23 protein-coding genes are annotated in these 22,553 nt (G+C 33.2%); 11 read left to right on the forward strand and 12 right to left on the reverse strand.

All coding sequences use genetic code 11. From position 1 onward, the window contains the following. Positions 1–51: 51 nt before the first annotated feature. From QZ824_RS02455 to hisS, 3 genes are all read right to left on the reverse strand, one after another. Positions 52–279, reverse strand: coding sequence for a hypothetical protein (locus QZ824_RS02455; RefSeq protein WP_291274454.1), 228 nt, complete (start codon positions 277–279; stop codon positions 52–54). 34 nt (positions 280–313) lie between these two features. Beyond that, positions 314–1,672: an MATE family efflux transporter gene (locus QZ824_RS02460; RefSeq protein WP_291274455.1), complete on the reverse strand. Its 1,359-nt coding sequence runs from the start codon at positions 1,670–1,672 to the stop codon at positions 314–316. A 66-nt stretch (positions 1,673–1,738) separates the two neighbouring features. Next, positions 1,739–3,109, reverse strand: a complete 1,371-nt coding sequence (gene hisS, locus QZ824_RS02465) for a histidine--tRNA ligase (protein WP_291274484.1) — start codon at positions 3,107–3,109, stop codon at positions 1,739–1,741. Positions 3,110–3,288: 179 nt separating this feature from the next. Between hisS and QZ824_RS02470 the strand changes: the two genes are divergently transcribed. Further along, positions 3,289–4,530, forward strand: a complete 1,242-nt coding sequence (locus tag QZ824_RS02470) for an ABC transporter permease (RefSeq protein ID WP_291274456.1) — start codon at positions 3,289–3,291, stop codon at positions 4,528–4,530. A 15-nt stretch (positions 4,531–4,545) separates the two neighbouring features. On the opposite strand, the gene prmC is transcribed toward QZ824_RS02470, so the two are convergent. Further along, on the reverse strand, positions 4,546–5,430 hold the full coding sequence (prmC, locus tag QZ824_RS02475) for a peptide chain release factor N(5)-glutamine methyltransferase (RefSeq protein WP_291274457.1): 885 nt from the start codon (positions 5,428–5,430) through the stop codon (positions 4,546–4,548). A gap of 1 nt (position 5,431) precedes the next feature. Further along, a complete protein-coding gene (locus QZ824_RS02480) occupies positions 5,432–5,917 on the reverse strand; it encodes a GNAT family N-acetyltransferase (protein WP_291274458.1) in 486 nt (161 codons plus the stop codon). 37 nt (positions 5,918–5,954) lie between these two features. Here QZ824_RS02480 and ribD point away from each other — a divergent pair, with 37 nt between their 5' ends. Genes ribD through QZ824_RS02495 form a run of 3 tightly spaced genes read left to right on the forward strand, consistent with a single transcriptional unit; the run spans position 5,955 to position 8,245 of the window. Continuing rightward, on the forward strand, positions 5,955–6,995 hold the full coding sequence (ribD, locus tag QZ824_RS02485; protein WP_291274459.1) for a bifunctional diaminohydroxyphosphoribosylaminopyrimidine deaminase/5-amino-6-(5-phosphoribosylamino)uracil reductase RibD: 1,041 nt from the start codon (positions 5,955–5,957) through the stop codon (positions 6,993–6,995). Then, positions 6,992–7,588, forward strand: coding sequence for an HAD-IA family hydrolase (locus QZ824_RS02490; protein WP_291274460.1), 597 nt, complete (start codon positions 6,992–6,994; stop codon positions 7,586–7,588). Before ribD ends, QZ824_RS02490 begins: the two co-directional genes overlap by 4 nt. Before the next feature lie 42 nt (positions 7,589–7,630). Next, the gene (locus QZ824_RS02495) at positions 7,631–8,245 is read left to right on the forward strand and encodes a YigZ family protein (protein WP_291274485.1); all 615 of its coding nucleotides are present in this window, start codon (positions 7,631–7,633) and stop codon (positions 8,243–8,245) included. Here the strand turns inward: QZ824_RS02495 and QZ824_RS02500 are convergent. Further along, positions 8,240–8,641: a thioesterase family protein gene (locus tag QZ824_RS02500; RefSeq protein WP_291274461.1), complete on the reverse strand. Its 402-nt coding sequence runs from the start codon at positions 8,639–8,641 to the stop codon at positions 8,240–8,242. The genes QZ824_RS02495 and QZ824_RS02500 overlap by 6 nt on opposite strands. A 269-nt stretch (positions 8,642–8,910) precedes the next feature. On the opposite strand from QZ824_RS02500, the gene dnaA reads away from it, so the two are divergent. The 3 genes from dnaA to QZ824_RS02515 are packed head-to-tail and all read left to right on the forward strand — an operon-like array spanning position 8,911 to position 11,591. Then, positions 8,911–10,341 carry a chromosomal replication initiator protein DnaA gene (gene dnaA, locus QZ824_RS02505; RefSeq protein WP_291274462.1) on the forward strand — a complete coding sequence of 477 codons (1,431 nt, stop codon included), beginning with the start codon at positions 8,911–8,913 and terminating at the stop codon, positions 10,339–10,341. Next, positions 10,341–10,799, forward strand: coding sequence for a low molecular weight protein-tyrosine-phosphatase (locus QZ824_RS02510; RefSeq protein WP_291274463.1), 459 nt, complete (start codon positions 10,341–10,343; stop codon positions 10,797–10,799). Before dnaA ends, QZ824_RS02510 begins: the two co-directional genes overlap by 1 nt. A 54-nt stretch (positions 10,800–10,853) precedes the next feature. Beyond that, positions 10,854–11,591, forward strand: coding sequence for an SAM-dependent methyltransferase (locus QZ824_RS02515; protein WP_291274464.1), 738 nt, complete (start codon positions 10,854–10,856; stop codon positions 11,589–11,591). Here QZ824_RS02515 and QZ824_RS02520 read toward each other — a convergent pair. From QZ824_RS02520 to QZ824_RS02540, 5 genes are all read right to left on the reverse strand, one after another. Beyond that, on the reverse strand, positions 11,588–12,220 hold the full coding sequence (locus tag QZ824_RS02520) for a peptidoglycan-binding protein LysM (RefSeq protein ID WP_291274465.1): 633 nt from the start codon (positions 12,218–12,220) through the stop codon (positions 11,588–11,590). The two genes, QZ824_RS02515 and QZ824_RS02520, sit on opposite strands and share 4 nt — an antisense overlap. 278 nt (positions 12,221–12,498) lie before the next feature. Continuing rightward, positions 12,499–13,533 (reverse strand): endolytic transglycosylase MltG, encoded by a 1,035-nt coding sequence (mltG, locus tag QZ824_RS02525; RefSeq protein ID WP_291274466.1) that lies wholly within the window; start codon positions 13,531–13,533, stop codon positions 12,499–12,501. Between the two features lie 3 nt (positions 13,534–13,536). Beyond that, complete coding sequence (locus QZ824_RS02530; protein ID WP_291274467.1) at positions 13,537–14,064, reverse strand: GNAT family protein; 528 nt, start codon at positions 14,062–14,064, stop codon at positions 13,537–13,539. Next, a complete protein-coding gene (locus tag QZ824_RS02535) occupies positions 14,061–15,629 on the reverse strand; it encodes an FAD-dependent protein (protein ID WP_291274468.1) in 1,569 nt (522 codons plus the stop codon). Before QZ824_RS02535 ends, QZ824_RS02530 begins: the two co-directional genes overlap by 4 nt. 65 nt (positions 15,630–15,694) lie before the next feature. Continuing rightward, positions 15,695–17,353 (reverse strand): GLPGLI family protein, encoded by a 1,659-nt coding sequence (locus tag QZ824_RS02540; RefSeq protein WP_291274469.1) that lies wholly within the window; start codon positions 17,351–17,353, stop codon positions 15,695–15,697. Between the two features lie 70 nt (positions 17,354–17,423). Between QZ824_RS02540 and QZ824_RS02545 the strand changes: the two genes are divergently transcribed. Continuing rightward, positions 17,424–17,660 (forward strand): hypothetical protein, encoded by a 237-nt coding sequence (locus tag QZ824_RS02545; protein WP_291274470.1) that lies wholly within the window; start codon positions 17,424–17,426, stop codon positions 17,658–17,660. A gap of 339 nt (positions 17,661–17,999) precedes the next feature. Here QZ824_RS02545 and recQ read toward each other — a convergent pair whose 3' ends face one another. Then, positions 18,000–20,195, reverse strand: a complete 2,196-nt coding sequence (gene recQ, locus QZ824_RS02550; protein ID WP_291274471.1) for a DNA helicase RecQ — start codon at positions 20,193–20,195, stop codon at positions 18,000–18,002. 120 nt (positions 20,196–20,315) lie between these two features. Here recQ and QZ824_RS02555 point away from each other — a divergent pair, with 120 nt between their 5' ends. From QZ824_RS02555 to QZ824_RS02565, 3 genes are read left to right on the forward strand one after another with little or no spacing between them, the layout of a single operon-like run. Further along, positions 20,316–21,281 (forward strand): KpsF/GutQ family sugar-phosphate isomerase, encoded by a 966-nt coding sequence (locus tag QZ824_RS02555; protein ID WP_291274472.1) that lies wholly within the window; start codon positions 20,316–20,318, stop codon positions 21,279–21,281. 4 nt (positions 21,282–21,285) lie between these two features. Next, the gene (tatC, locus tag QZ824_RS02560) at positions 21,286–22,104 is read left to right on the forward strand and encodes a twin-arginine translocase subunit TatC (protein WP_291274473.1); all 819 of its coding nucleotides are present in this window, start codon (positions 21,286–21,288) and stop codon (positions 22,102–22,104) included. 2 nt (positions 22,105–22,106) lie between these two features. After that, positions 22,107–22,457 carry a carboxymuconolactone decarboxylase family protein gene (locus QZ824_RS02565; protein ID WP_291274474.1) on the forward strand — a complete coding sequence of 117 codons (351 nt, stop codon included), beginning with the start codon at positions 22,107–22,109 and terminating at the stop codon, positions 22,455–22,457. Positions 22,458–22,553 lie beyond the last annotated feature (96 nt).

Raw genomic sequence — 22,553 nt, forward strand, 5'->3', positions numbered from 1 at the left:
TAAAATAGCTAATTGGTAAATAGATTTTTTCATTTTTTATAATTGTTTAATTTATTCTACATAACGCTCCATTTCCCTGTCATAGAACTCTCCGGCTAACGTAATTAAATGCTCCATTTCAGACTCTATTTCTCTTTCATCTTCTTCTTCTAATTCTTCCAAAAATTCCACTGAATCATCTTTAAGATTAATCACAAATCGAGGATAATCCAAATGAACAATAAAAATATCATCTGGAAAATCGGTATTATCACCAAGTAAAAATTTAGGTAACTCCATAATTATTTATTTTATTATTGGGGTGTAAGATACATTATAATCTTTTTCTCAACAAATATTTAAAGCGCAAATATAATAAAATAGCCGCCGCCGCTAATCCAGCTAACAAACCAATCCAAATTCCAACGGCTTTCAAAGAGGTAAATAGCCCTAAATAAATTGAAACAGGAAAGCCAATTACCCAATATGCAATAAAAGTAATAACCGCTGGAATTCGCACATCTTGCATACCTCGCAAGGCACCTAAAACAACAACTTGCATTCCATCAAATAATTGAAAAAAGGCTGCTACAATCAATAATTTTGAAGCAATAGTAATAACTTCAATAGTATCCTTTACTTGTTGCCCAAGTTCTACATTCACAAATTGCTTGGGTAAAAACTCATTGAATACTAAAAATATTGCTGCAAAAATTAGCTCAATAATAATTGCCATTAAGAAAATTGAATGAGCTACAACATTTAATTTAGGATAGTCATCCAATCCTTTTTGATTAGCAACTCGCACCATTGCTGTTACACTTAACCCCATAGCAAACATAAAGGTCAATGAGGCTAAACTCAACGCGATTTGATTAGCTGCTTGACTTGTTGTACCAATCATCCCTGACAACCAAATTGCCCCAGTAAACAAAGCCACTTCAAAAAACATTTGCATAGAAGAAGGAATACCCAACTCAATAATTTTATTTGCCATCTTTTTTTCAAATGATTGCCAACCAAAAGCTTTAAAATAGGGCTTAAATTTTTCTTTTTTACTTAAAATATAATGCATATACAACACCATGAATATACGCGCTACCAATGTCCCAACAGCAGAACCAACAATACCTAATTTTGGAAAGCCAAATAATCCGAAAACTAAGACTATATTCAAAACTATATTTATGATATTCCCAATGATTGTTGCATACATGGAATAGCTAGTTTCACTCATTCCATCTGCAAATTGCTTATAGGCCTGAAAAACCACTAAGGGAACTAAAGAAAAACCAACGATATCTAAAAATGGACGTGCCAGTTTTACTACGTCTGCAGGCTGATTCATATATGCCAAAAGAGGTTTAGCGATAAAAAGAAACAAAAACAAAGCAAACCCTAACAAGGTACATAAAATCAATCCGTTTTGAAATGCCGTTCTACCTTTTTCTATGTCTTTTTGAGCGTCATATTCTGCAATGATTGGTGTAATTGCGGTTGAAAAACCAATACCAAATGACATACCTATAAAAATAAAACTATTCCCAAGGGAAACCGCAGCTAATTCTGCAGATCCCAATTGACCTACTATAACATTATCAACTACACTAACTAAGGTATGCCCTACCATACCTGCAATAACAGGCAAGGCCAATTTAAAATTATATCGAAATTCTTTAAAATACTTATTCATAATACTATAAAAAAAACACATAGACCGAAATAATCAGCCTATGTGTTGATTATTAATACTTTTTATTTATTGTAATGCCGCTGTTAAAGCTGCTAAGTGAACAATTTGTTCTTCTCTAGTAAGATTGTTTTTTAATTTAAAAGTACGATTTACCATCTCTTCAGCTCCAACAAAAATAACAAACGGAATGCCTTTCTTTTCTGCATATTTAAATTGTTTATCTAATTTTGCTTTATCTGGAAACAATTCCACTCGAACACCCGCTGCTCTCAATTGTGCCATAGCTTGCATAGCATACAATGCTTCTTCATCACCGAAATTAATAAATAAGGCTTGTGGCTTTGTGGTAACGGTTTCAGGGAATAATCCAAGTTCCTCTATGACAAGATAAATCCGATCTAAGCCAAAAGAAATACCTACACCGCTCATGTTTTTCAACCCGAAAATACCCGTCAAATCATCATATCTTCCACCTCCTCCAATAGAACCCATGGCTACTCCAGCAGGTGCAGCTACTTCAAAAATAGCACCCGTATAATAATTTAATCCACGAGCTAGCGTAACATCTAAATCAAAATTTGCTGATTGCAATCCTAATGTATCAATGGCATTACAAATAAACTGTAACTCCTTCACTCCTTTTGTACCTTCTTCAGAAGACATTAATAAAACTGCTAATTGCGCTATTTTTTCAGTAATTGTTCCAGTAAAATTAAACAAAGGTTGCACTTTTTCTATAGCTTCAGAGGTAATTCCTTTTTCAAACATTTCCTTTTTCACACCCTCCTCGCCTATTTTATCTAATTTATCTAAGGCGACAGTAAAATCAATCAATTTATCTGATGCTCCAATGACTTCAGCTATACCTGATAAGATTTTTCTATTATTGATTTTAATCGTTACCCCTTTTAAACCCAATTGGGTAAAAACAGTATCGTATAATTGTACTAATTCCACTTCTTGCCAAAGCGAATTACTTCCCACCACATCTGCATCACATTGATAAAACTCTCTAAAACGTCCCTTTTGAGGACGATCGGCACGCCAAACAGGTTGGATTTGATAACGCTTAAACGGAAATTCCAATTCATTTTGATGTTGCACCACATATCGAGCAAAAGGTACTGTTAAGTCATAACGCAACGCTTTTTCAGAAATCTTAGGTGTTAGCTTTTTAACACTCTTTTCTAGCAAAATTTGTTCATCAACTTTGTCTAAATAATCTCCTGAATTTAAAATTTTAAAAATTAAACGATCGCCCTCCTCACCATACTTACCCATTAAGGTTTCTGAATTTTCAAACGTTGGTGTTTCAATAGGTTGAAAACCAAATTTTTCAAAATTCGATTTTATAATTGAAAAAATATAATTTCGTTTCGCCACTTCTGCCGACGAAAAATCACGGGTTCCTTTAGGTATACTTGGTTTTTGAGCCATAAAACAATAGGTCAATGAGGCAATTTGCCAGTTATGAATTTTAAAATGCAAATATCATATATTTCAATGACAATGACAAAAATCAATTGCAAATCAAGTTTTATATATTCCTTTTAATTATCTTCAATCATTTTACACAAAAGTTGTAACAAAAAGTTCAAGTGTACTACAAATAAGGTATGATTGGATTATTCAAAGAAAATACAAAAATCGCTTTAAGTTCTATTCGCACACAGCTGTTAAGAACTGTTTTAACCGTGATCATTATTGCTATTGGAATTATGGCTTTAGTGGGTATTTTAACTGTTGTATCTGCACTGGACAACACTTTATTGAAAAATTTTGCATCAATGGGTTCCAATACTTTTTCAATAAGTCAATACGACTTCTCTTCTCAAATTAACCGAAATAATACAAATGAGAAAGTAAATCCAATCATCAGTTATCCTCAAGCCAAAGAGTTTCAAAAAAAATACGACTTTCCATTCACAACAACTTCTGTATCCTTCACTGCCGTTTCGAATGCAGAAGTAAAATATGAAAACAAAAAAACAGATCCTGAAATTTCCGTATTGGGAATTGACGACAATTACATTCCCAATAAAGGACTCGAATTAAGTAAAGGTAGAAATCTTAATTCTTTTGATGTAGCCAACAACAATTATGTTTGTGTCGTAGGATCCAATTTTGAAAAAGGACTATTTGATGGCGTTAATCCAATTGACAAAACCATTTCTATTCGAGGAGCTAAGTTTAGAGTTATTGGTCTATTAAAAGAAAAAGGAGCCACTTTTGGCAACAATCAAGACTTGAGAGTTATGATTCCAGCTCAAATTGCTCGTTCAATATTTTCTGCACCTAATATTAACTATGACATTGACGTAAAAATCAATAACGAAGCATTGTTAAATGAAGCGGTTGACCAAGCTACTTTAACCATGCGAAAAGTTCGCCGATTAAATCCTATTGAAGAAGAAAACTTCGGCATTAAACGTAGTGATGACTTGATTCAACGCATCATGGAAAATACTAAAACATTAAGTATAGCGGCTTGGGTTATTGGAATTATAACGATATTTGGTTCGTCAATAGCATTAATGAATATTATGCTTGTTTCTGTTTCTGAACGCACCAGAGAAATTGGAATTAGAAAATCGTTAGGTGCAAAAAGAAGTACAATTGCATGGCAGTTTTTCACAGAAACATTTGTCATTAGTCAACTAGGAGGTTTTCTTGGAATTCTATTAGGAATTTTATTAGGTTCTGGTATTGCAATTGCAATTGGATTCTCCTTTACCGTGCCTTGGATGGCAATGACTGCGGCCTTTATTACAACACTAGTTGTTACTATTTTTTCTGGATTGTATCCTGCTATAAAAGCTTCAAAACTGGACCCCGTTGAAGCCTTGCGTTATGAGTAAGTACTATTTAGGTATTTATTGTATTGAACAGCGAATCATTCGGTCATTTCCAGCAAAATCTTTTCGAAGCTCAATGGTATGAAAACCTAAATTGCGTAATAATGCTATTGTTTCTGGACCTAAATACTGATTTATTTCAAAAAATAGACACCCTCCTGGTTTAAGCAGTTGCAATGCTAGCTTTGCAATTACCCTATAAAAAAGTAAAGCATCATTGTCTTCGACAAAAAGAGCTAAATGTGGCTCATAATCTAATACATTTTTTTTAATTTCTACCTTTTCCAAATGACGTACATAAGGAGGATTGGACACAATTACATCAAAAAGTGTATCAGCCATGAAAGAATCTTTAAAGTATTCTAAAATACCTACATCTAGAATATCTACTTGCAAAAAATCTACAACTACGTGATTTTCTATAGCATTTTTACGTGCAGTTGCTAGAGCTAAATCAGATACATCAACGGCATAAACTTTAGCTTTTGGTAAATTTGCTTTTAAACTTATGGGAATACACCCCGAACCTGTGCCTACATCCAAAATTGTACACGTTTGACTTTCAATATTTCTTGTTTGACTTTCAATAATCCATTCAACCAATTCTTCTGTTTCAGGTCGAGGAATTAAAGTTGCCTGATTCACTTCCAGTCTTAATCCATAAAACCAAGCTTCTCCAGTAATATACTGTATAGGTTTTTCATTTTTTAAGTCGATAAGAATAGAATTCCAACGTTCCATCTCATGTAAGGAAATTTCAAATTCAGGCTGAAGCGAGACATCAATTCGCTTTAAACCATACAAATAGGATGTAAGTATATAAAAAATAGAATCCAATTCAGCGGGTTCGTAAATTCCTTCTAGTATTGAAAAAAAATAGTTCTTTAACTCTTTTATTTGCATATTACACCAGTTTTTTCAACATAAAAACATCACAACTCCCATGACCCGTACTTCCTAGAGGAGAAGAAATATACTGAAAACCTGCTTTCAAATAGAGCTTTTGTGCCGCTTTCATAAAAGGAAGTGTCTCCAAATAACAAGCCTTAAATCCTACTTCTTGAGCAAAAGTTAAACACTGTTGAATCAAAATTTGAGCCATACCTTTACCACGAAGAGCAGGTGCAAAATACATTTTTTGTAATTCACACAAAGATGAATCCTCACCTGCCAAAGGAGCAATACCTGAACCTCCTAAAACTTCTCCATCAACTTCTACCACAAAATAAATTTCATTTGGACGAACATACACTTTAGACAATGTATCTAGTATAGGATCTGCATAAGCTGTTCCTTCTTTTGGAGCGTCTAATTCATGGAAAATGGCACGAATGATTTTAGCCATAGCCGCATTATCTTTTGATTCAATTTTTCTTATTGTATAATTCATGAGATGAAATAAAGTGTAAAAGTACTAATTTTGTGAAATGAACACACACGAATTTTACATGAATCGCTGCATTCAATTGGCTAAAAATGGCTTAGGGCAAACTTATCCTAATCCTTTAGTAGGAAGTGTAATCGTTCACCAAGGAAAAATAATTGGAGAAGGATGGCATAGAAAAGCTGGAGAACCTCATGCAGAGGTACATGCAGTGGCATCAGTTAAAGACAAATCGTTACTAAAAGAAGCTACCATTTATGTAAGCTTAGAACCATGTAGCCATTATGGTAAAACACCACCTTGTTGTAATCTCATAATTGAAAATGAAATACCGCAGGTAGTAATTGGAACGATTGACCCTTTTTCTGAAGTAGCTGGCAAAGGGATCAAGCGTTTAGAAGAAGCTGGTAAAAAAGTGATAGTTGGTGTTTTGGAGTCCGAATGCAAGGAATTAAATCGAAGATTTTTCACTTTTCACACTCAAAAGCGACCTTATATTATATTAAAATGGGCCGAAAGTAAAGATGGTTTCATAGCTCCTTTACAAAAAGACAAAAAAGAACCCGTTTGGCTAACTAATGTCTACTCAAGGCAATTAGTTCACAAGTGGCGTACGGAAGAACAAGCAATATTAGTGGGAACCAATACAGTTCTAGAGGACAATCCTACTCTAAACGCAAGAGACTGGAAAGGAAAAAATCCTATCAGAATTATTCTTGATAAAAACAATTCAATAGATGATACATATTTTGTAAAAAATCAAAAGCAGCCCACAATTATATTAACTGCAGGTAAAAAAAAGGATAATTCTGAAAATTGTATTTATGAAAATTGTATCTTTGATAGTGACACACTTTATGAAGTACTTAAAAAATTATATGATTATAACATACAATCCGTTATAATTGAAGGTGGTGCAAGAACCTTATCTTCATTTATTAATAAAGATTTGTGGGATGAAGCAAGAGTGTTTATTGGCAATTCATACCTAATAAATGGAATTAAATCACCTGATTTTCTATTTCAAAGTAAAACACAATCTCTGATTGAAAAAGATCAACTAAAAATTTACAGGAACATATGATTGAAGCTATTATTTTTGATTTTGGAGATGTATTCATCAACTTAGACCACGATGCCACCCCTAAGGCTCTAAAAGAGTTAGGACTTAAAGAATGGAATGAAGAATTACATCAATTGAACCAAAAATATGAAATTGGTAAAATTGATGAATTTACTTTTATGACAGGTATTCAAAAATTCATTCCTAATGCTGAACTAGTTGATATTCGATCTGCTTGGAATGCTATCCTTTTAGATTTCCCTCTAAAAAGACTAGAATTTTTACAAATGCTAAGTTCTAAATACAAACTTTTTTTACTTAGTAATACAGATGCCACACATATTGAAAAATTTGAACATCAATTGGGAATGTCTTTTGCTCGCGAATTTTATGGCTGCTTCGAAAAAGTATACTTTTCTTTTGAATTTGGCTTTAGAAAACCCGATGAGAACGCTTTTAAGTTCGTTATAAATAATCATAATTTGATTCCTAAAAAAACCTTATTTGTAGATGACAAATTAGAGAATATTGAAGCAGCCAAAAAACTAGAACTTCAGACTTGGCATTTACAAGTAGGAAAAGAAGAAGTGACCGATTTGTTTAATCGAATCTAATTTTTGAATATTTGTGCTTTAAACAACCGTTTTGAAAGATATATTCAATTGAAAGACAATTACCATACCATAGAAAAGCCTGTAACAGATATCTTGTATAAAGAAAAAAACAGTAAATTTATTGGTTTTGCTTATCCTATTCAACACGAAGACGAAGTAAAACATCATCTAGAATCACTAAAAAAAGAGCACTTTTCTGCACGACATTGGTGTTATGCGTATCAATTAGGAACGGAAACTATACGCTTTAGAGCTAATGATGATGGAGAACCAAACAACAGTGCTGGCATGCCTATTTATGGCCAAATCCAATCTTTCGACGTTACCAATATTTTAATTGTTATCGTTCGTTATTTTGGCGGAATTAAACTTGGTGTCGGCGGGCTAATTTCGGCCTATAAAACTGCTGCACAAATGACCTTAGAGGAAGCCATTATTGTTGAGAAAACAATTGACAGCCATTTTTTATTAACATTTGATTACAAAAATATGAATAAAGTAATGCGAGTAATTAAAGAAAAAAATATAGATATTATCAATCAAAAATTAGAATTAGATTGCCAAATTGAAATTGCCACACGAAAAAAAAATGCCGAACAGGTATTCGACATTTTCAATCATCTTTATGAAGTTACAATCCAAAGAATCGATTTATAAATCCATTAACTTTTCAGTTACATAGGTTGGTGGCACAATCGGTCTACCGGATTTCATATCAACAAAGACTAACATAGAATAACCTGTTGTTAATAATTCCTCTTTTTCATTATAAATTTCATAATCAAATTCAATTTTAACCGAAGTTTGACTTTTAAAAATAGTTTTAACTGTTAATAAGTCATCATATCGAGCTGGCTTTTTATAATTCATTTGTAAAGACACTACAGGTAACATTACTCCATTCTCTTCCATCCACTTATAAGAAATCCCTAAATTTCTTAACCATTCTACTCGTCCCATTTCAAAATATTGGGCATAATTTCCATGATACACCACACCCATTTGATCGGTCTCTGCATAACGAACTCTTACTTGAAATTGATACTCTTTCATTCCTAATTTTTTATTAACAATTATTTTACATTAAATTGATTTTCAATGTTTTACAAAAACATTTCAAACTGTTTTTTTTTTACCCTCTGTGAAGCCCTTATTTAGCTTTTACAACATTTTTTTTTAAAAATCAAGTGCCCTGTAATTTTTTTTTACAGAATTTTGTTCACATATTTGCCTTCCCAAGCAATGTAAAAAATTAAAGTTTTTTTAACATTGTTCCATCTCCACCTGAATTAAGAATCGACAACTAAAAAAACAGAACGAATATGAATAAAACAGCGAAATCTGTATGGTCTAACTGCCTGTCTTTTATAAAAGATAATATTCAAGAGCAAGCTTTCAAAACTTGGTTTGAACCTATCGTGGCAATTAACCTTACGGAAGACAATGCGCTACATATTCAAGTTCCTAGTAAATTTTTCTATGAATGGTTGGAAGAACATTATGTGACCATCTTGAAAACAGCATTAACAAAAGAATTGGGCAACCAAGCAAAGTTAGTGTACAAAATTAAAATGGAAAACACTTTTGGAAATAAATTACCTTTCACCGAGCAAATTCCAAGTTCGCAGCGTTCTTCTGTTAAAACGCAAGAAATAGATGTTCCGATTGTTAATAAAAATCCAGAATTAAAAAATCCATTTATCATTCCTGGGATTAGAAATGTAAAAATTGAATCCCAATTAAATTCTAATTATAGTTTTGACAATTTTCTAGAAGGTGACTCCAATCGCTTGGCCAGAAGTGCTGGTATGGCAGTAGCTAATAAACCAGGAGGTACTTCTTTCAATCCACTTTTAATTTTCGGAGGAGTTGGTCTAGGAAAAACCCATTTAGCACATGCTATTGGGGTAGAAATTAAAGATAAATTTCCAGAAAAAACTGTTCTGTACATTTCTGCCGAAATTTTCACTCAACAATATATAGAGTCTGTTAAAAAAAATACAAGAAACGATTTTATTCATTTCTACCAACTAATTGACGTTTTAATTATTGACGATGTTCAATTTTTATCTGGAAAAGCTGGAACACAAGATGTTTTCTTCCATATTTTCAATTATTTGCACCAAAATGGCAAACAAGTAATTTTAACTTCAGACAAGGCACCTGTAGACATGCAAGATATTGAGCAGCGTTTATTATCTCGCTTCAAATGGGGATTGTCAGCCGAATTACATCAGCCTGATTATGAAACAAGAATTTCTATCTTAAAAAATATTTTATATAGAGATGGCGTTGTTATGCCTGATGAAATAGTTGAATATGTTGCAAAACACATCAAGTCTAATGTTCGTGAATTAGAAGGTGCCATTATTTCATTAATAGCACAATCTTCATTCAACAAGAGAGAAGTTACTATTGACTTAGCTAAACAAGTCGTTGAAAAATTTGTCAAGAATATCAAACGTGAAATTTCAATTGATTACATTCAAAAAGTGGTATCTGACTATTTCCAAATTGATACAGAGACGCTAAAATCGAAAACTAGAAAACGTCATATCGTTCAAGCGAGACAATTAGCTATGTTTTTTGCAAAAAAATATACCAAAGCTTCTTTATCTAATATCGGAAACCAAATTGGAGACAGGGATCATGCTACTGTATTACATGCTTGTAAAACAGTTGATAATTTAGTTACTACTGACAAACAATTTAGAAAATTCGTTGACGATATCAACAAAAAACTAAGTGTGTAATGCCTATTCGAGTATTAATGGTATGCTTAGGAAACATTTGTCGTTCTCCTTTAGCAGAAGGTATTTTACAAAACAAAATAGACCCTAAAATTTGCCGTGTTGACAGTGCTGGAACTGCTAACTATCATGTAGGAGAAGCGCCTGACAAAAGATCAATAGTCACTGCAAAAAAGCACGGAATTGACATTAGTAGTCAAAGATGTAGACAAATTCAAACAAGTGATTTTGAAACTTTCGACTTCATTTATGTAATGGATAAAAATAATTACAAGAACGTCTTAGCCATAGCGCCTAATGAAAGGGCGAAATCTAAAGTTCAACTCATTTTAAATGAATCAAACCCAGGACAAAACCTCGAAGTTCCTGATCCGTATTATGGTGAACTGAACGGCTTTGAAGAGGTTTTTAAAATGCTAGATGACGCTTGTAACCATATTGTTCAAAAAATTAATTCATAAAAGTCTCACTTCGGTGGGATTTTTTTTTAGTACTTTTGCAGAAATAGTAAAATCATGTCAACGCAACTTTCTTCTGGCAAGTTATTTTTAATTCCTTGTACTTTATCTAACCCTGGAGAAATAGAGATGAATCCAATGGATGTTTTACCTAATCAGGTTAAAGCCTGCATTGAACAATTGGATTATTTTATTGTTGAACACAGTAAATCAGCTCGAAAATTTATTAAAAGTATTGCTCCTGAAAAGAAACAAGCTGATTTAATTCTTTTTGAACTAAATAAGCACACCCAATCAGAAGATATTAAAGAAATGATTCACCCCTTACTTGAAGGCAAAAATATGGGAATCATAAGTGAAGCTGGTTGTCCAGGCATTGCTGATCCAGGTGCCGTAATAGTAGATTTAGCTCACAAAAAAAACATTTCTGTTATTCCTCTAGTTGGACCAAGTTCCATTCTACTAGCCTTAATGGGAAGCGGCATGAATGGACAGAGCTTTGCTTTTAATGGCTATTTACCCATTGATAAAAATGATAAAAAAATAGCGTTAAAAAATCTAGAAAAATGGTCTTCTGAAAAGAATCAAGCCCAATTATTTATGGAAACACCTTATAGAAATAATAAATTTCTAGAAGATATTTTAAACACACTGAATAGCAACACAAAACTATGTATTGCTTGTGATATTACCCTAACTACAGAGTTTATAAAAACAAAAACAGTAAATGACTGGAAAAAATGCAAGGTCGATTTACACAACCGACCTTGTATTTTTGTTATCCAAAAAGATTAAATTTTAGCAAACGGATTAGCCTCAATAGTCGAGGTATCAAAACCTTTAAAACGTTTTAAATACGTTCGAATAGAAGTACCAAATCCATCTCTAAAACCATTTCTTCCTTTGGTTCTTAAAAAAGATTTTACAGAACTAGCACCTCCTAAGTGAGCTGCTGCCAATAAACCTGATTCTGTAATTTCTATCCCAGCAATAATTTTACCAGAATACTTTTTAATTTCTTTTCTCAATTCCCATTTGTTAATACTTAAAAGTGCTTCAAAAGCCTTTTCTTGTAACACGGGATTGCTTAGAAACGATTTAAAATCGTGGACACCTACATTCCGTAACGTACTTCTTCCAAATTGGTACTTACCCATGTAGCCGTAAGCATTAACTAAATCATACAATCCTGCTGATTCTTTAATTGCTAATGCTTGCTTGAATCCGACAAATGTTTTTCCTGTATAAGGAACAGCAACATTGATACGTTCAGATTCATCTTTTGAAGGAACATAATAATGATAAACCTCATTATCAGCTAAGTGAAAACTTTCAATAGTAGCTCGGTCAAAAGCTCTGAAACCAGAACTAACCACTACTAACAAAGCCAATGTTACCCCAAAAGCAATGATATCTTTTCTCATGTAATAAAATTTCTCAAATGGGTGAAAAATTCACTAAAAATTTTCTTTTCTAAAACGTGTAGAAAATAGAAAACCACCATTTGAATTAGCGTGGCAAATATACAAAAAAATATTTAACCTTGAAAATCAACACGTTAATAATTTCTTAATACTTTTGACAGCACTTCTTTATCTATCAAAAACAGCGGACTATCAGCTACTTATATTAACAACTTGTGTATAAAAAAATCCGCATTCAATAATGGAATGCGGATTAAAAAAACTTTTTTGTGGTGGATTTATCTTTTGTACCCTTGCTTAGATACCCACTCAGAATATTTTTTAGCGATAACTAAATGTTCTTCATACGAAGCAGCAAATTCATGGTATCCAAATTTTTCTACACTAGCACAGAAATACAAATAATTATGTTTCTCTGGATTTAAAACAGCGTCAATGGCACTTACATCTGGCATAAAAATTGGACCTGGTGGCAAACCTTTGATACGATACGTATTGTAAGGTGAATTCACCTTTAAGTCATTGAAAGTTACAACTTTAATTTGTTGATTCCAATCACCTGATTCTCTTTTAACTGCATAAATAACAGTAGGATCCGCTTGCAAAGGCATATTCGCTTTCAAACGGTTTAAATACACTCCCGCTACTCTTGGTCGTTCAGCAGCTTGTGCCGTTTCTTTGTGCACAATAGAAGCTAAAGTATATACCTCAGCAGGCGTCATATTTAGTCCTTTTGCTTTCTCCGCTCTTCCATTAGACCAAAAACGTTGGTATTCTTTCTCAAACTTTTTAGCCAAATCCTCTGCACTAACATCCCAGTAAAACTCATAAGTATTAGGTATGAAATAAGTTAGTAACGTTTCTTTAGTTAATTGATGTTCTTTTAAAAAAACTTCATTTTCAAATACCGCTTTCAACTCTGCAACACTAGGCTCTACCTGAGATGCAATACGTTCAAACAACTTATCTACACTCTCTTGGTTATTGAACGCTAATTTAACAGGTACAGGTAAACGTAAGGAACGAACAATAGAAAAGCTACTCATTCCCTTCTTCAGTAAAAACTTACCTGACTTCACGTTTTCCGTATAACCACGCTTACTTGCAACCCAGTCTACTTTATCTAAATTTTCAACATAAGGAGCTATAATTTTTTTTACTGCCTCATAATTTGAACCTGTTGGTATATATACATAAACCTCTTCTTGATCAAACTTTGTATTACTTGTAAAGATTTTGTTTATTAAGTAACCTCCTAACAAAACACCTACTAATAAAACACCAACAACAATTTTAATAATTATTTTTTTCATTTTTTATGAATTGTGTATTAATTGAAATAAAACTTCATCAACAAACTGACCATTAATTTTATTCCAGTCTTTTTTTATTCCTATTTTTTGGAAGCCAAATTTAGTAAAAAGCTTGGTACTAGCTTCGTTTGAAATGCTAATATTTGCATAAAGTTGATGTAATTGTAAATGTGAAAAAGCATAATCTATTAAAAGTGTTAACACCTCAGCACCTAATCCTTTACCTCTACTCGATTCCTCAAGCAAAATACCTACACCTGCTCTACTGTTTTTAAAATCAAAATCAAACAAATCTATTAAACCCACTAGACGTTCTTGATCTATAGAAACAACAGCTAATCGCAATTGTTTTGCTTCATAAATATCTTGATGTGCATTTTCTAGATATTGACGTAAAACCCATTTACTGTAAGGCGTTTGTGTATTACTTATCTCCCAAACAGAAAAATCATTTTCCATTCGATATAAAAATTCCAAATCTTCAGGTTCTAACGCTCGTAAACGAATTTGTGTGCCGTGTAACATGATCAAATTGATTGTTGTAAGGATTGAGCAATTTTCAATGCGCATTTTTCACCATCAATGGCTGCCGAAATGATACCTCCTGCAAAACCTGCCCCTTCACCACAAGGATATAATCCTTTTATTTGTACATGTTCTAGTGAAATAGGATCTCTTGGAATGCGAACAGGAGAAGAAGTTCTACTTTCTGGCGCATGCAATATAGCTTCATTTGTAAAATACCCCTTCATAGATTTACCAAATTGAACAAATCCTTCACGCATAGTTTGTGTTAAAAATCCAGGAAACACTTCGCCCAACTCTATACTTTGAGTTCCTGGAACATAGGAAGTTTTTGGTATAGTTGTAGACGTTTTAGATTGCGAAAAATCAACCATTCGTTGAGCAGGTACTTGTTGAGTTTGCCCCGCTAATCGCCATGCACGTTGCTCAATGTCTTTTTGGAAATGCATCCCAGCTAAAGGCCCGAATTTAGCAAATGGCTTAAAATCTTCTAATCGCAATTCTACTACAATTCCAGAATTAGCTGTTACTTGATCTCTTTTTGAAGGTGACCAACCGTTGGTAACCACTTCTCCTTCAGCGGTTGCACAAGGGGCAATTACACCGCCGGGACACATACAAAATGAATACATGCCTCGTCCATTTACTTGTTTTACGATACTATATGGAGCTGGGGGTAAATACTCTCCTCTAAAATCACAAGAATACTGAATACGATCTATCAACGCTTGCGGATGCTCTGCACGAACACCTAAAGCAAAAGGTTTGGCTTCAATATAAACTTGTTTTTGATGCAATAACTCAAAAATATCACGTGCTGAATGTCCGGTAGCTAGTAGTATTTTTTTTGCTTCAATTGTAGCACCATCTTGCACTTGAACACCCTGAACCTCATTATTTCTAATCAATATATCGGTCACACGAGTTTCAAACAATACCTTACCGCCATGCTCAATAATTTTCTCTCTTATGTCTTGAATAATTTGAGGCAGCTTATTGGTCCCGATATGAGGATGAGCTTCTACCATTATTTCAGGAGTAGCTCCAAAAGCAACTAATAATTGCAAAATTCGATCAATATCCCCTCGCTTTTTTGAACGCGTATATAATTTTCCGTCAGAATAAGTACCAGCACCTCCTTCGCCAAAACAATAATTTGAATCCTCATTTACAATTCCATCTCTATTTATGGCTTTTAAATCGCGACGTCTTCCACGCACCTCTTTTCCTCTTTCAAGTACAATTGGCTTCAACCCCAATTCAATTAATTGTAAAGCTGCGAAAAGTCCAGCTGGACCAGCGCCAACAACAATCACTTCAGGGGCATGTTCAACATTTGGATAATTAGGTAATTCTATTTTTGAAGACACCAAAGGTTCTCCTTTTAAAAATATTTGTAATTTTAAATTAAATTTAATCGTCCGTTGACGGGCATCAATGGAACGTTTTAAAACTACAATTTTTTGAATATCTTGAGTTGGAACTTGAATTAATTTAGCAATATGAGGATACAATTGCTCCTCATGATGGGCAACTTCGGGTGAAACTTGAACAAGTAATTCTTGCGGCATTTACATCTAATTTAATACGCAAAAATAAGTAAAATTGTTGGTTAACAGAAATGAAGCCTGAACTTCTATTCCCCAATCAAAACTCCAGACACATTCCAAGCACTGAAACTCCCTCCTTCAGGTTGACCTTGTGGAATTTGAACACGAATGGTATAGCTTCCTTCTGATAAATCTCCTAACTCAATATAAGTCGGTGAAGTCACCATCCCTGGGCACCAATTGGCACGACTATAATCCGAAGAAGACAACCCGTTTGAAAAATTACCCGAAGCAGGATTATACAAACGGTACGATCCACAATCTTCTCGCCAAGGTGTAAATTGAAACACTTCTTTTCCGTTTAAAAACAATGTGTTTTTCTTTGGCACAAATTCATCTCCATTTTCCCATCCTCCATGACCAGTAGTTATGTAGCGAATCTTTGCCTTTTTAATTGGTTGATCTAATTTAAATTGCATCTCTAAACCTTGAGGCACATTAAACATTGTCCCATATTCTTGCCCTCCCATTTCCATGACATTAGTCGTATTAAACAAAGGAATACAAATCTTCTTTTTAGAAGACCTTTCTTCAGGGTGTAACGTTATCTGCATTGAAACCTTATGACCACCTTTATCATAATTTCCAATAAATACTCCAATCCATACTTCCTGACTTGCAAAACTTTGGAGTACATCTGTAATTTCTTGACGATACATTACTTGCTCTTCCCAGGTCTTATCTTTTAGTTGAATATGATTGTATTTTTGTATCCCAAAAGGTGTAAAAAAACGCATTAATTCTAATAAAGGTTCGTAGGTTGATGTTGCAATAACCCCTTGGTATTTTTTCCCATTCCCATTTTCATAAATAGGAAGTACGTCTTTACCTTTTTCTAAACCACTCAAAAAAGTTTGTTTTGTAGTGTAAGCAGGAATAATAAAAACAGAACCCGTTCTATCATAAGCATCACCGTTAGATTGTTCAACTAATTCTACAAAAGCCAATTGTTTTTTTGCCGCTTGTGGAATCTTAATTTTACGTAATGCAATTGTTCCGTTCACAGCTTTTACTATAGAGTCATTAGAAACGACATCTGTAGAAAAATTGATCACTTCATCTTTAAAAACAGGAATAGTTGTAAATCGGCTTTTCCATAGTAAATCTTTATACGTCAATACATCAACTTGAGATTTTGGAATAGTTGGCAAGCTTAATTTCTTTTTCTTTTTTTCAACCTTGATGGCTAGTGTACTGGCATTTCCATTTCTTGTTATTTCAAGTACAGCACCTAAATGAATGCCTAATGTAGATGGACTCACTTTTACAGGAATTTCATTAGTATACCAAAGTTCTATGGTATTAGAATTAATAATGGTTTTCGCTTTTTTACAGGTATAACCTAATATTTTTTTAGTCTCAGAAAGCAATTCTAATTGTTGCTTTTTTATGGTCTCTTTATCTTCATAACACACTACATTGGTATCAGACAAAGAAGCTATTTGGTAAAAACTTAAATTAGCCGTATCCATTAAAGTCACTTCATAAGGAAATGATGCTTGTTTGTTTTGAATTTTTTCAGATGAAACAAGCACTTGAGCTGAAGTAGCTAACACTTTGATTACATCTTGATTCTCTAGTATTTTACCGTTTGAACTTCTCTGATAGGTAATTTCAAATGACGAATTTTGTCCAAAAGAAAGTAAAGAAAAAAGGAAAATGAATTTAAATAGGATATACCTCATTTTAACAGTAATTTTGTAGCGTGGTTAACATGAATTGATTGCATTCAAAAATATAAAAAACCTTTTTATAATGAGTCAGAAAATAAAACTAATTTGGGATTTTAGAGGAGCAGCCGCTGCTAAAACTGCCGAACATCATGAAATTCATTTGAAAGAATTTATTATAGCCGAGAACTATCCTCTTCAAATTACTGGGTTTGAAATTCTAAATGACCTATATGCTATTGCTTATTTGGTCGTTGAAGAAAAAGACATGATTACATTCCGAGATATTCTTAAACCACATCGTGGCACTTATTTCGAATAAAAAAAGAACTACTCCGAGAGAGGAATAGTTCTTTTTAGAGAAACACAAACCAAAATTAATTTAAGTTGGGAACATTTTTTACTATTGATTTTCTATCCTAAACATTCATATTTTGAATTTAATAGTTTTGTTTATTCAAATTTAAAAGAACAAATAAACATATTAGGATATGTTGCAATTTTTAATAGATATTTATCTTTTGTTGAATCAGATAAAACCGATTAAAACAACAATAACTCACTAATTAAGAGAATGATAGCACAAATAAAAAACAAAAAAAACCGATTTTGTAAACAAAAGTTAAACAAAGTCGGTTTTATATGGCTAAGAAATAGCGTTCTAATTTGCTACTTCACTGATAAATTTTATACGCATTAATCGTAATTCTTCTGTATCGTAATCGCCATCGAATTCTTTTAGTGCATCTTCAATTCGATCGGTTTCTGAATCCATGAAATAGTCATGTATTTCTTCTTGTTGGTCTTCATCTAAGATGTCATCAATCCAATAGTTAATGTTTAATTTGGTTCCAGAATAAACAATTTGTTCCATTTCTTTTAACAAATCATCCATACTCAATCCTTTAGCTGAAGCAATATCATCCAACGCTAATTTTCGATCTACATTTTGTATGATGTATAACTTCAAACTTGAATTAGCGCCTGTTGATTTTACAACCAAATCATCAGGACGAATAATATCGTTATCAGCTACATACCTTTCAATTAATTCGATAAATGGTTTACCATATTTTTTAGCTTTACCCTCTCCTACTCCGTGCACATTACTTAATTCATCAATAGTGATAGGATACTTCAATGACATATCTTCTAAAGACGGATCTTGAAAAACAACAAAAGGAGGTACTCCATGTTTTTTAGCTTCTTTCTTACGTAAATCCTTTAACATAGCCATCAAAGCTTCGTCTGCAGTACCTGTTGATTTTGATGCGGCTACAATTGCATCATCTTCTTCTTCACTATATTCATGATCTTCCGTCATTAAGAATGAATAAGGTTTAGCTATAAAAGCCTCTCCACTAGAAGACAATTTTAGTACCCCATAACTTTCAATATCTTTAGTGATTAAGCCTGCAACTAAAACTTGTCTAATCAAAGCCATCCAATACTTTTCATCATGAGCAGAACCAGAACCAAAACAAGGGAGAGTATCTATTTTTTGAGCTTTAATAATCGCATTAATCTTACCAACTAATGCCAAAATCACTTCTTTAGGTTTAAATAATTCTTTTGTATCTCGAACAACTTCTAACAAAGTAACTACTTCTTCCTTGGCTTCAACTTTTTTCTTAGGATTTCTAACATTATCGTCCATGTCGGCCCCTTCCCCGTTGACTTCATCAAACTCTTCACCAAAATAATGTAATAGATATTTACGTCTTGACATAGAAGTTTCTGCATAAGCTACTACTTCTTGTAACAAAGCATAACCGATTTCTTGTTCAGCTACTGGTTTCCCAGCCATAAACTTTTCTAATTTCTCAATATCTTTATATGAATAATACGCCAAACAATGCCCTTCACCTCCATCACGACCTGCTCGACCCGTTTCTTGATAATAACTTTCAAGTGATTTAGGAATGTCGTGGTGAATAACAAATCGCACATCAGGTTTGTCAATTCCCATTCCAAAAGCAATGGTTGCTACAACTACTTCTACATCTTCCATCAAAAACATATCCTGGTGTTTAGCTCGTGTCTTAGCATCCAAACCTGCGTGATAAGGAACGGCTGAAATACCATTTACTTGTAATACTTGTGCAATCTCTTCTACTTTTTTTCGACTTAAACAGTAAATTACACCTGATTTGCCTTTATGTTGCTTGATAAATCGAATGATATCAGCCTCTACATTTTTGGTTTTCGGGCGAATTTCATAATACAAGTTCGGACGATTAAATGATGCTTTATATACATGAGCATCTGACATATCTAAGTTTTTCAAAATATCTTCTTGAACCTTTGGTGTAGCCGTAGCTGTTAATCCAATGATAGGAATATCCCCTAATAAGCGAATGATATTTCTAAGATTTCTATATTCAGGTCTAAAATCATGACCCCATTCAGAAATACAGTGCGCCTCATCAATAGCAACAAAAGAAAGTTTTACTTCATTTAAAAATTGAATATATTCCTCTTTGGTTAACGATTCAGGGGCTACATACAATAATTTGGTTTTACCCGAAAGTATATCCGCTTTAACCTGATTTACTTCAGTTTTAGTAAGAGACGAGTTTAGCACGTGCGCTACCCCTATTTCAGAACCTAAACTTCGTATGGCATCCACCTGATTTTTCATTAAAGCGATTAATGGAGAAACGACAATAGCCGTTCCTTCTAACACCAATGCTGGTAATTGGTAACATAATGATTTACCACCACCTGTTGGCATAATAACAAATGTATTATGACCTGATATGATACTTGTAACAACCTGTTCTTGCAACCCTTTGAATTGGGTAAATCCGAAGTATTTTTTTAATTCTTTATACAAATCAATCTTGAGTTCTTTCATGTAAAAAAATGCTAGATTTTATTAACAAATTTATTTCAATATTTTTTGTTTGTTTTACCTAAATTTGCAAACATAAAGATACTACTATTCTTGAAAAATAAAAATTTAATTAATTGAATTTTGAACACAACTGAAACCATACAACTCAATGCTAAAAAAGCCATCCTTTCGCAAAGTGAAAGTATAGCCAAATTAACCAACTATATTAATGAAGATTTCACAAAAACCGTAGAACTTATTTACCAAGGTAAAGGTCGAGTAATCGTAACTGGAATTGGAAAAAGTGCTATTATTGCTCAAAAAATAGTAGCAACACTTAACTCTACAGGCACACCTTCAATGTTCTTACATGCCGCAGAAGCGATTCATGGTGATTTAGGTATGGTTCAACCAGGAGATATTGTTATCTGCATTTCAAAAAGCGGCAACAGTCCTGAAATAAAAGTTTTAGCTCCCATTATAAAAAGTTTTGGCAATACTTTAATTGGGATGACCGCTAATGAACAATCTTTTCTAGCGCAAGAATCCGATTTGGTTCTTTTAGCCTATGTAGAAAGTGAATCTTGTCCTAATGGTTTAGCACCAACAAACAGCACTACAGCACAACTTGTATTAGGAGATGCCTTAGCTATTTGTTTGATGGAATTAAGAAATTTTAAAAGTGAAGATTTTGCTAAATACCATCCTGGTGGCGCATTGGGAAAAAAATTATTACTTCGAGTAAAAGATATGCTTGACACTTCTCATGCTCCACAAGTGAATCCAGAAGCTAGCATCAAAAAAGTAATCATGGAAATATCCGAGAAAAGACTCGGGGTTACCGCAGTAGTAGAAAACAACAAAGTTATTGGTATCATTACTGATGGAGACATCAGAAGAATGTTAAACGATAGAGATTCGATTGCGGGTATTACTGCGAAAGATATCATGACAAAAAATCCAAAACACATCGCTTCTTCTTTATTGGTGGCAGAAGCGTTAGACATACTAGAAAACAACAAAATAACACAATTAGTGGTATTAGACCACGAAGAATACAAAGGTATTCTACATTTACACGACATTTTAAAAGAAGGAATTGTTTAAACCCATGGCAAAACAAAAAAAGAATGTAAACGAAATGTCTTTCCTTGATCATTTGGAAGAATTCAGATGGTTATTAGTCAGATGTTCGGCGGGAATTTTAATTGGAGCTTGTATTGCAGGCTATTTCAGTGATTTTATTTTTAACGAAATTTTATTCGGCCCCATGAGCGGAAAATTTGTTACGTATGAATTTTTCTGTGAATTGGCTCAAAAATACAATTTAGACCGAAGTTTTTGTAACACCTCCTTGAACTTCTCAGTACAAAATACCGAAATTGAAGGCCAACTCTCCCTAATGGTATGGACTTGTATTACGGCTGGTTTAATCATCAGTTTTCCTTATATTCTGTTACAATTTTGGAATTTCATAAGCCCTGCCTTGTATAAAAAAGAAAGAAAAAATGCTATTAAATTTATTGTCATTTCCTCTCTTCTATTTTTCTTGGGTGTTGGATTTGGTTATTTTGTTTTGACGCCATTGTCTTTAAACTTTCTATCAAGTTTTAGTGTTTCCTCTTTTATAAAGAACGACATTAATGTCAATTCTTACATTGGTACAGTAAAAACAACCTCACTAGCCACAGGATTGGTATTTGAATTACCTATCATCATTTATTTCCTATCTACATTAGGGATTGTAAGTCCTGCCTTTTTACGAGAATACCGTAAATGGGCTTTGGTAATTATTTTAATTTTGGCTGCCATCGTAACTCCTCCTGATGTTATTAGTCAAGTTATTGTAACCATTCCATTGGTTATTCTATATGAAATCAGTATTTTTATTAGTGCAGCGGTACAAAAAAAAGAAATTAACACAAAATAGCTATGAGTGATTTAGTAAAAGAATTTAATGAATACCGTTCAAAAATGAACGAAAAATTATTAGCAGACGACAACAAAGTCATAAAGAGGATATTCAATTTAGATACCAATGCTTACATGGAAGGGGCATTAGATGTAAAAACAAAAGAATTACTTGGTTTGGTAGCTTCAACTGTTTTACGCTGCGATGATTGCATCAAATACCACTTAGAAACAGCCTACAAAAATGGGGTTTCAAAAGCCGAAATGATGGAAACAATGAGTATTGCTACTCTTGTAGGTGGAACGATTGTTATTCCTCACTTGCGAAGAGCTTATGAATTCTGGGAAGCTTTGGAAAATGAGACGCACTAATCATTTGTTGATGCGCCCATTTTAAACACATCCCAACCTTAAAAAAAATTTCAACTTCAACTTATTTTAATATTTTTACCAAAAAAATTGAAAAAT

Origin of the sequence: Flavobacterium sp., from assembly GCF_021151785.1 — a bacterium.
Lineage (GTDB): Bacteria > Bacteroidota > Bacteroidia > Flavobacteriales > Flavobacteriaceae > Flavobacterium.

Excerpts from the sequence above, each read along its gene's own strand:
- QZ824_RS02455 (WP_291274454.1), bottom strand. The coding sequence starts at position 279 with ATGGAGTTACCTAAATTTTTACTTGGTGATAATACCGATTTTCCAGAT.
- QZ824_RS02460 (WP_291274455.1), bottom strand. The coding sequence starts at position 1,672 with ATGAATAAGTATTTTAAAGAATTTCGATATAATTTTAAATTGGCCTTG.
- hisS (WP_291274484.1), bottom strand. The coding sequence starts at position 3,109 with ATGGCTCAAAAACCAAGTATACCTAAAGGAACCCGTGATTTTTCGTCG.
- QZ824_RS02470 (WP_291274456.1), top strand. The coding sequence starts at position 3,289 with ATGATTGGATTATTCAAAGAAAATACAAAAATCGCTTTAAGTTCTATT.
- prmC (WP_291274457.1), bottom strand. The coding sequence starts at position 5,430 with ATGCAAATAAAAGAGTTAAAGAACTATTTTTTTTCAATACTAGAAGGA.
- QZ824_RS02480 (WP_291274458.1), bottom strand. The coding sequence starts at position 5,917 with ATGAATTATACAATAAGAAAAATTGAATCAAAAGATAATGCGGCTATG.
- ribD (WP_291274459.1), top strand. The coding sequence starts at position 5,955 with ATGAACACACACGAATTTTACATGAATCGCTGCATTCAATTGGCTAAA.
- QZ824_RS02490 (WP_291274460.1), top strand. The coding sequence starts at position 6,992 with ATGATTGAAGCTATTATTTTTGATTTTGGAGATGTATTCATCAACTTA.
- QZ824_RS02500 (WP_291274461.1), bottom strand. The coding sequence starts at position 8,641 with ATGAAAGAGTATCAATTTCAAGTAAGAGTTCGTTATGCAGAGACCGAT.
- dnaA (WP_291274462.1), top strand. The coding sequence starts at position 8,911 with ATGAATAAAACAGCGAAATCTGTATGGTCTAACTGCCTGTCTTTTATA.
- QZ824_RS02510 (WP_291274463.1), top strand. The coding sequence starts at position 10,341 with ATGCCTATTCGAGTATTAATGGTATGCTTAGGAAACATTTGTCGTTCT.
- QZ824_RS02515 (WP_291274464.1), top strand. The coding sequence starts at position 10,854 with ATGTCAACGCAACTTTCTTCTGGCAAGTTATTTTTAATTCCTTGTACT.
- QZ824_RS02520 (WP_291274465.1), bottom strand. The coding sequence starts at position 12,220 with ATGAGAAAAGATATCATTGCTTTTGGGGTAACATTGGCTTTGTTAGTA.
- mltG (WP_291274466.1), bottom strand. The coding sequence starts at position 13,533 with ATGAAAAAAATAATTATTAAAATTGTTGTTGGTGTTTTATTAGTAGGT.
- QZ824_RS02535 (WP_291274468.1), bottom strand. The coding sequence starts at position 15,629 with ATGCCGCAAGAATTACTTGTTCAAGTTTCACCCGAAGTTGCCCATCAT.
- QZ824_RS02540 (WP_291274469.1), bottom strand. The coding sequence starts at position 17,353 with ATGAGGTATATCCTATTTAAATTCATTTTCCTTTTTTCTTTACTTTCT.
- QZ824_RS02545 (WP_291274470.1), top strand. The coding sequence starts at position 17,424 with ATGAGTCAGAAAATAAAACTAATTTGGGATTTTAGAGGAGCAGCCGCT.
- recQ (WP_291274471.1), bottom strand. The coding sequence starts at position 20,195 with ATGAAAGAACTCAAGATTGATTTGTATAAAGAATTAAAAAAATACTTC.
- tatC (WP_291274473.1), top strand. The coding sequence starts at position 21,286 with ATGGCAAAACAAAAAAAGAATGTAAACGAAATGTCTTTCCTTGATCAT.
- QZ824_RS02565 (WP_291274474.1), top strand. The coding sequence starts at position 22,107 with ATGAGTGATTTAGTAAAAGAATTTAATGAATACCGTTCAAAAATGAAC.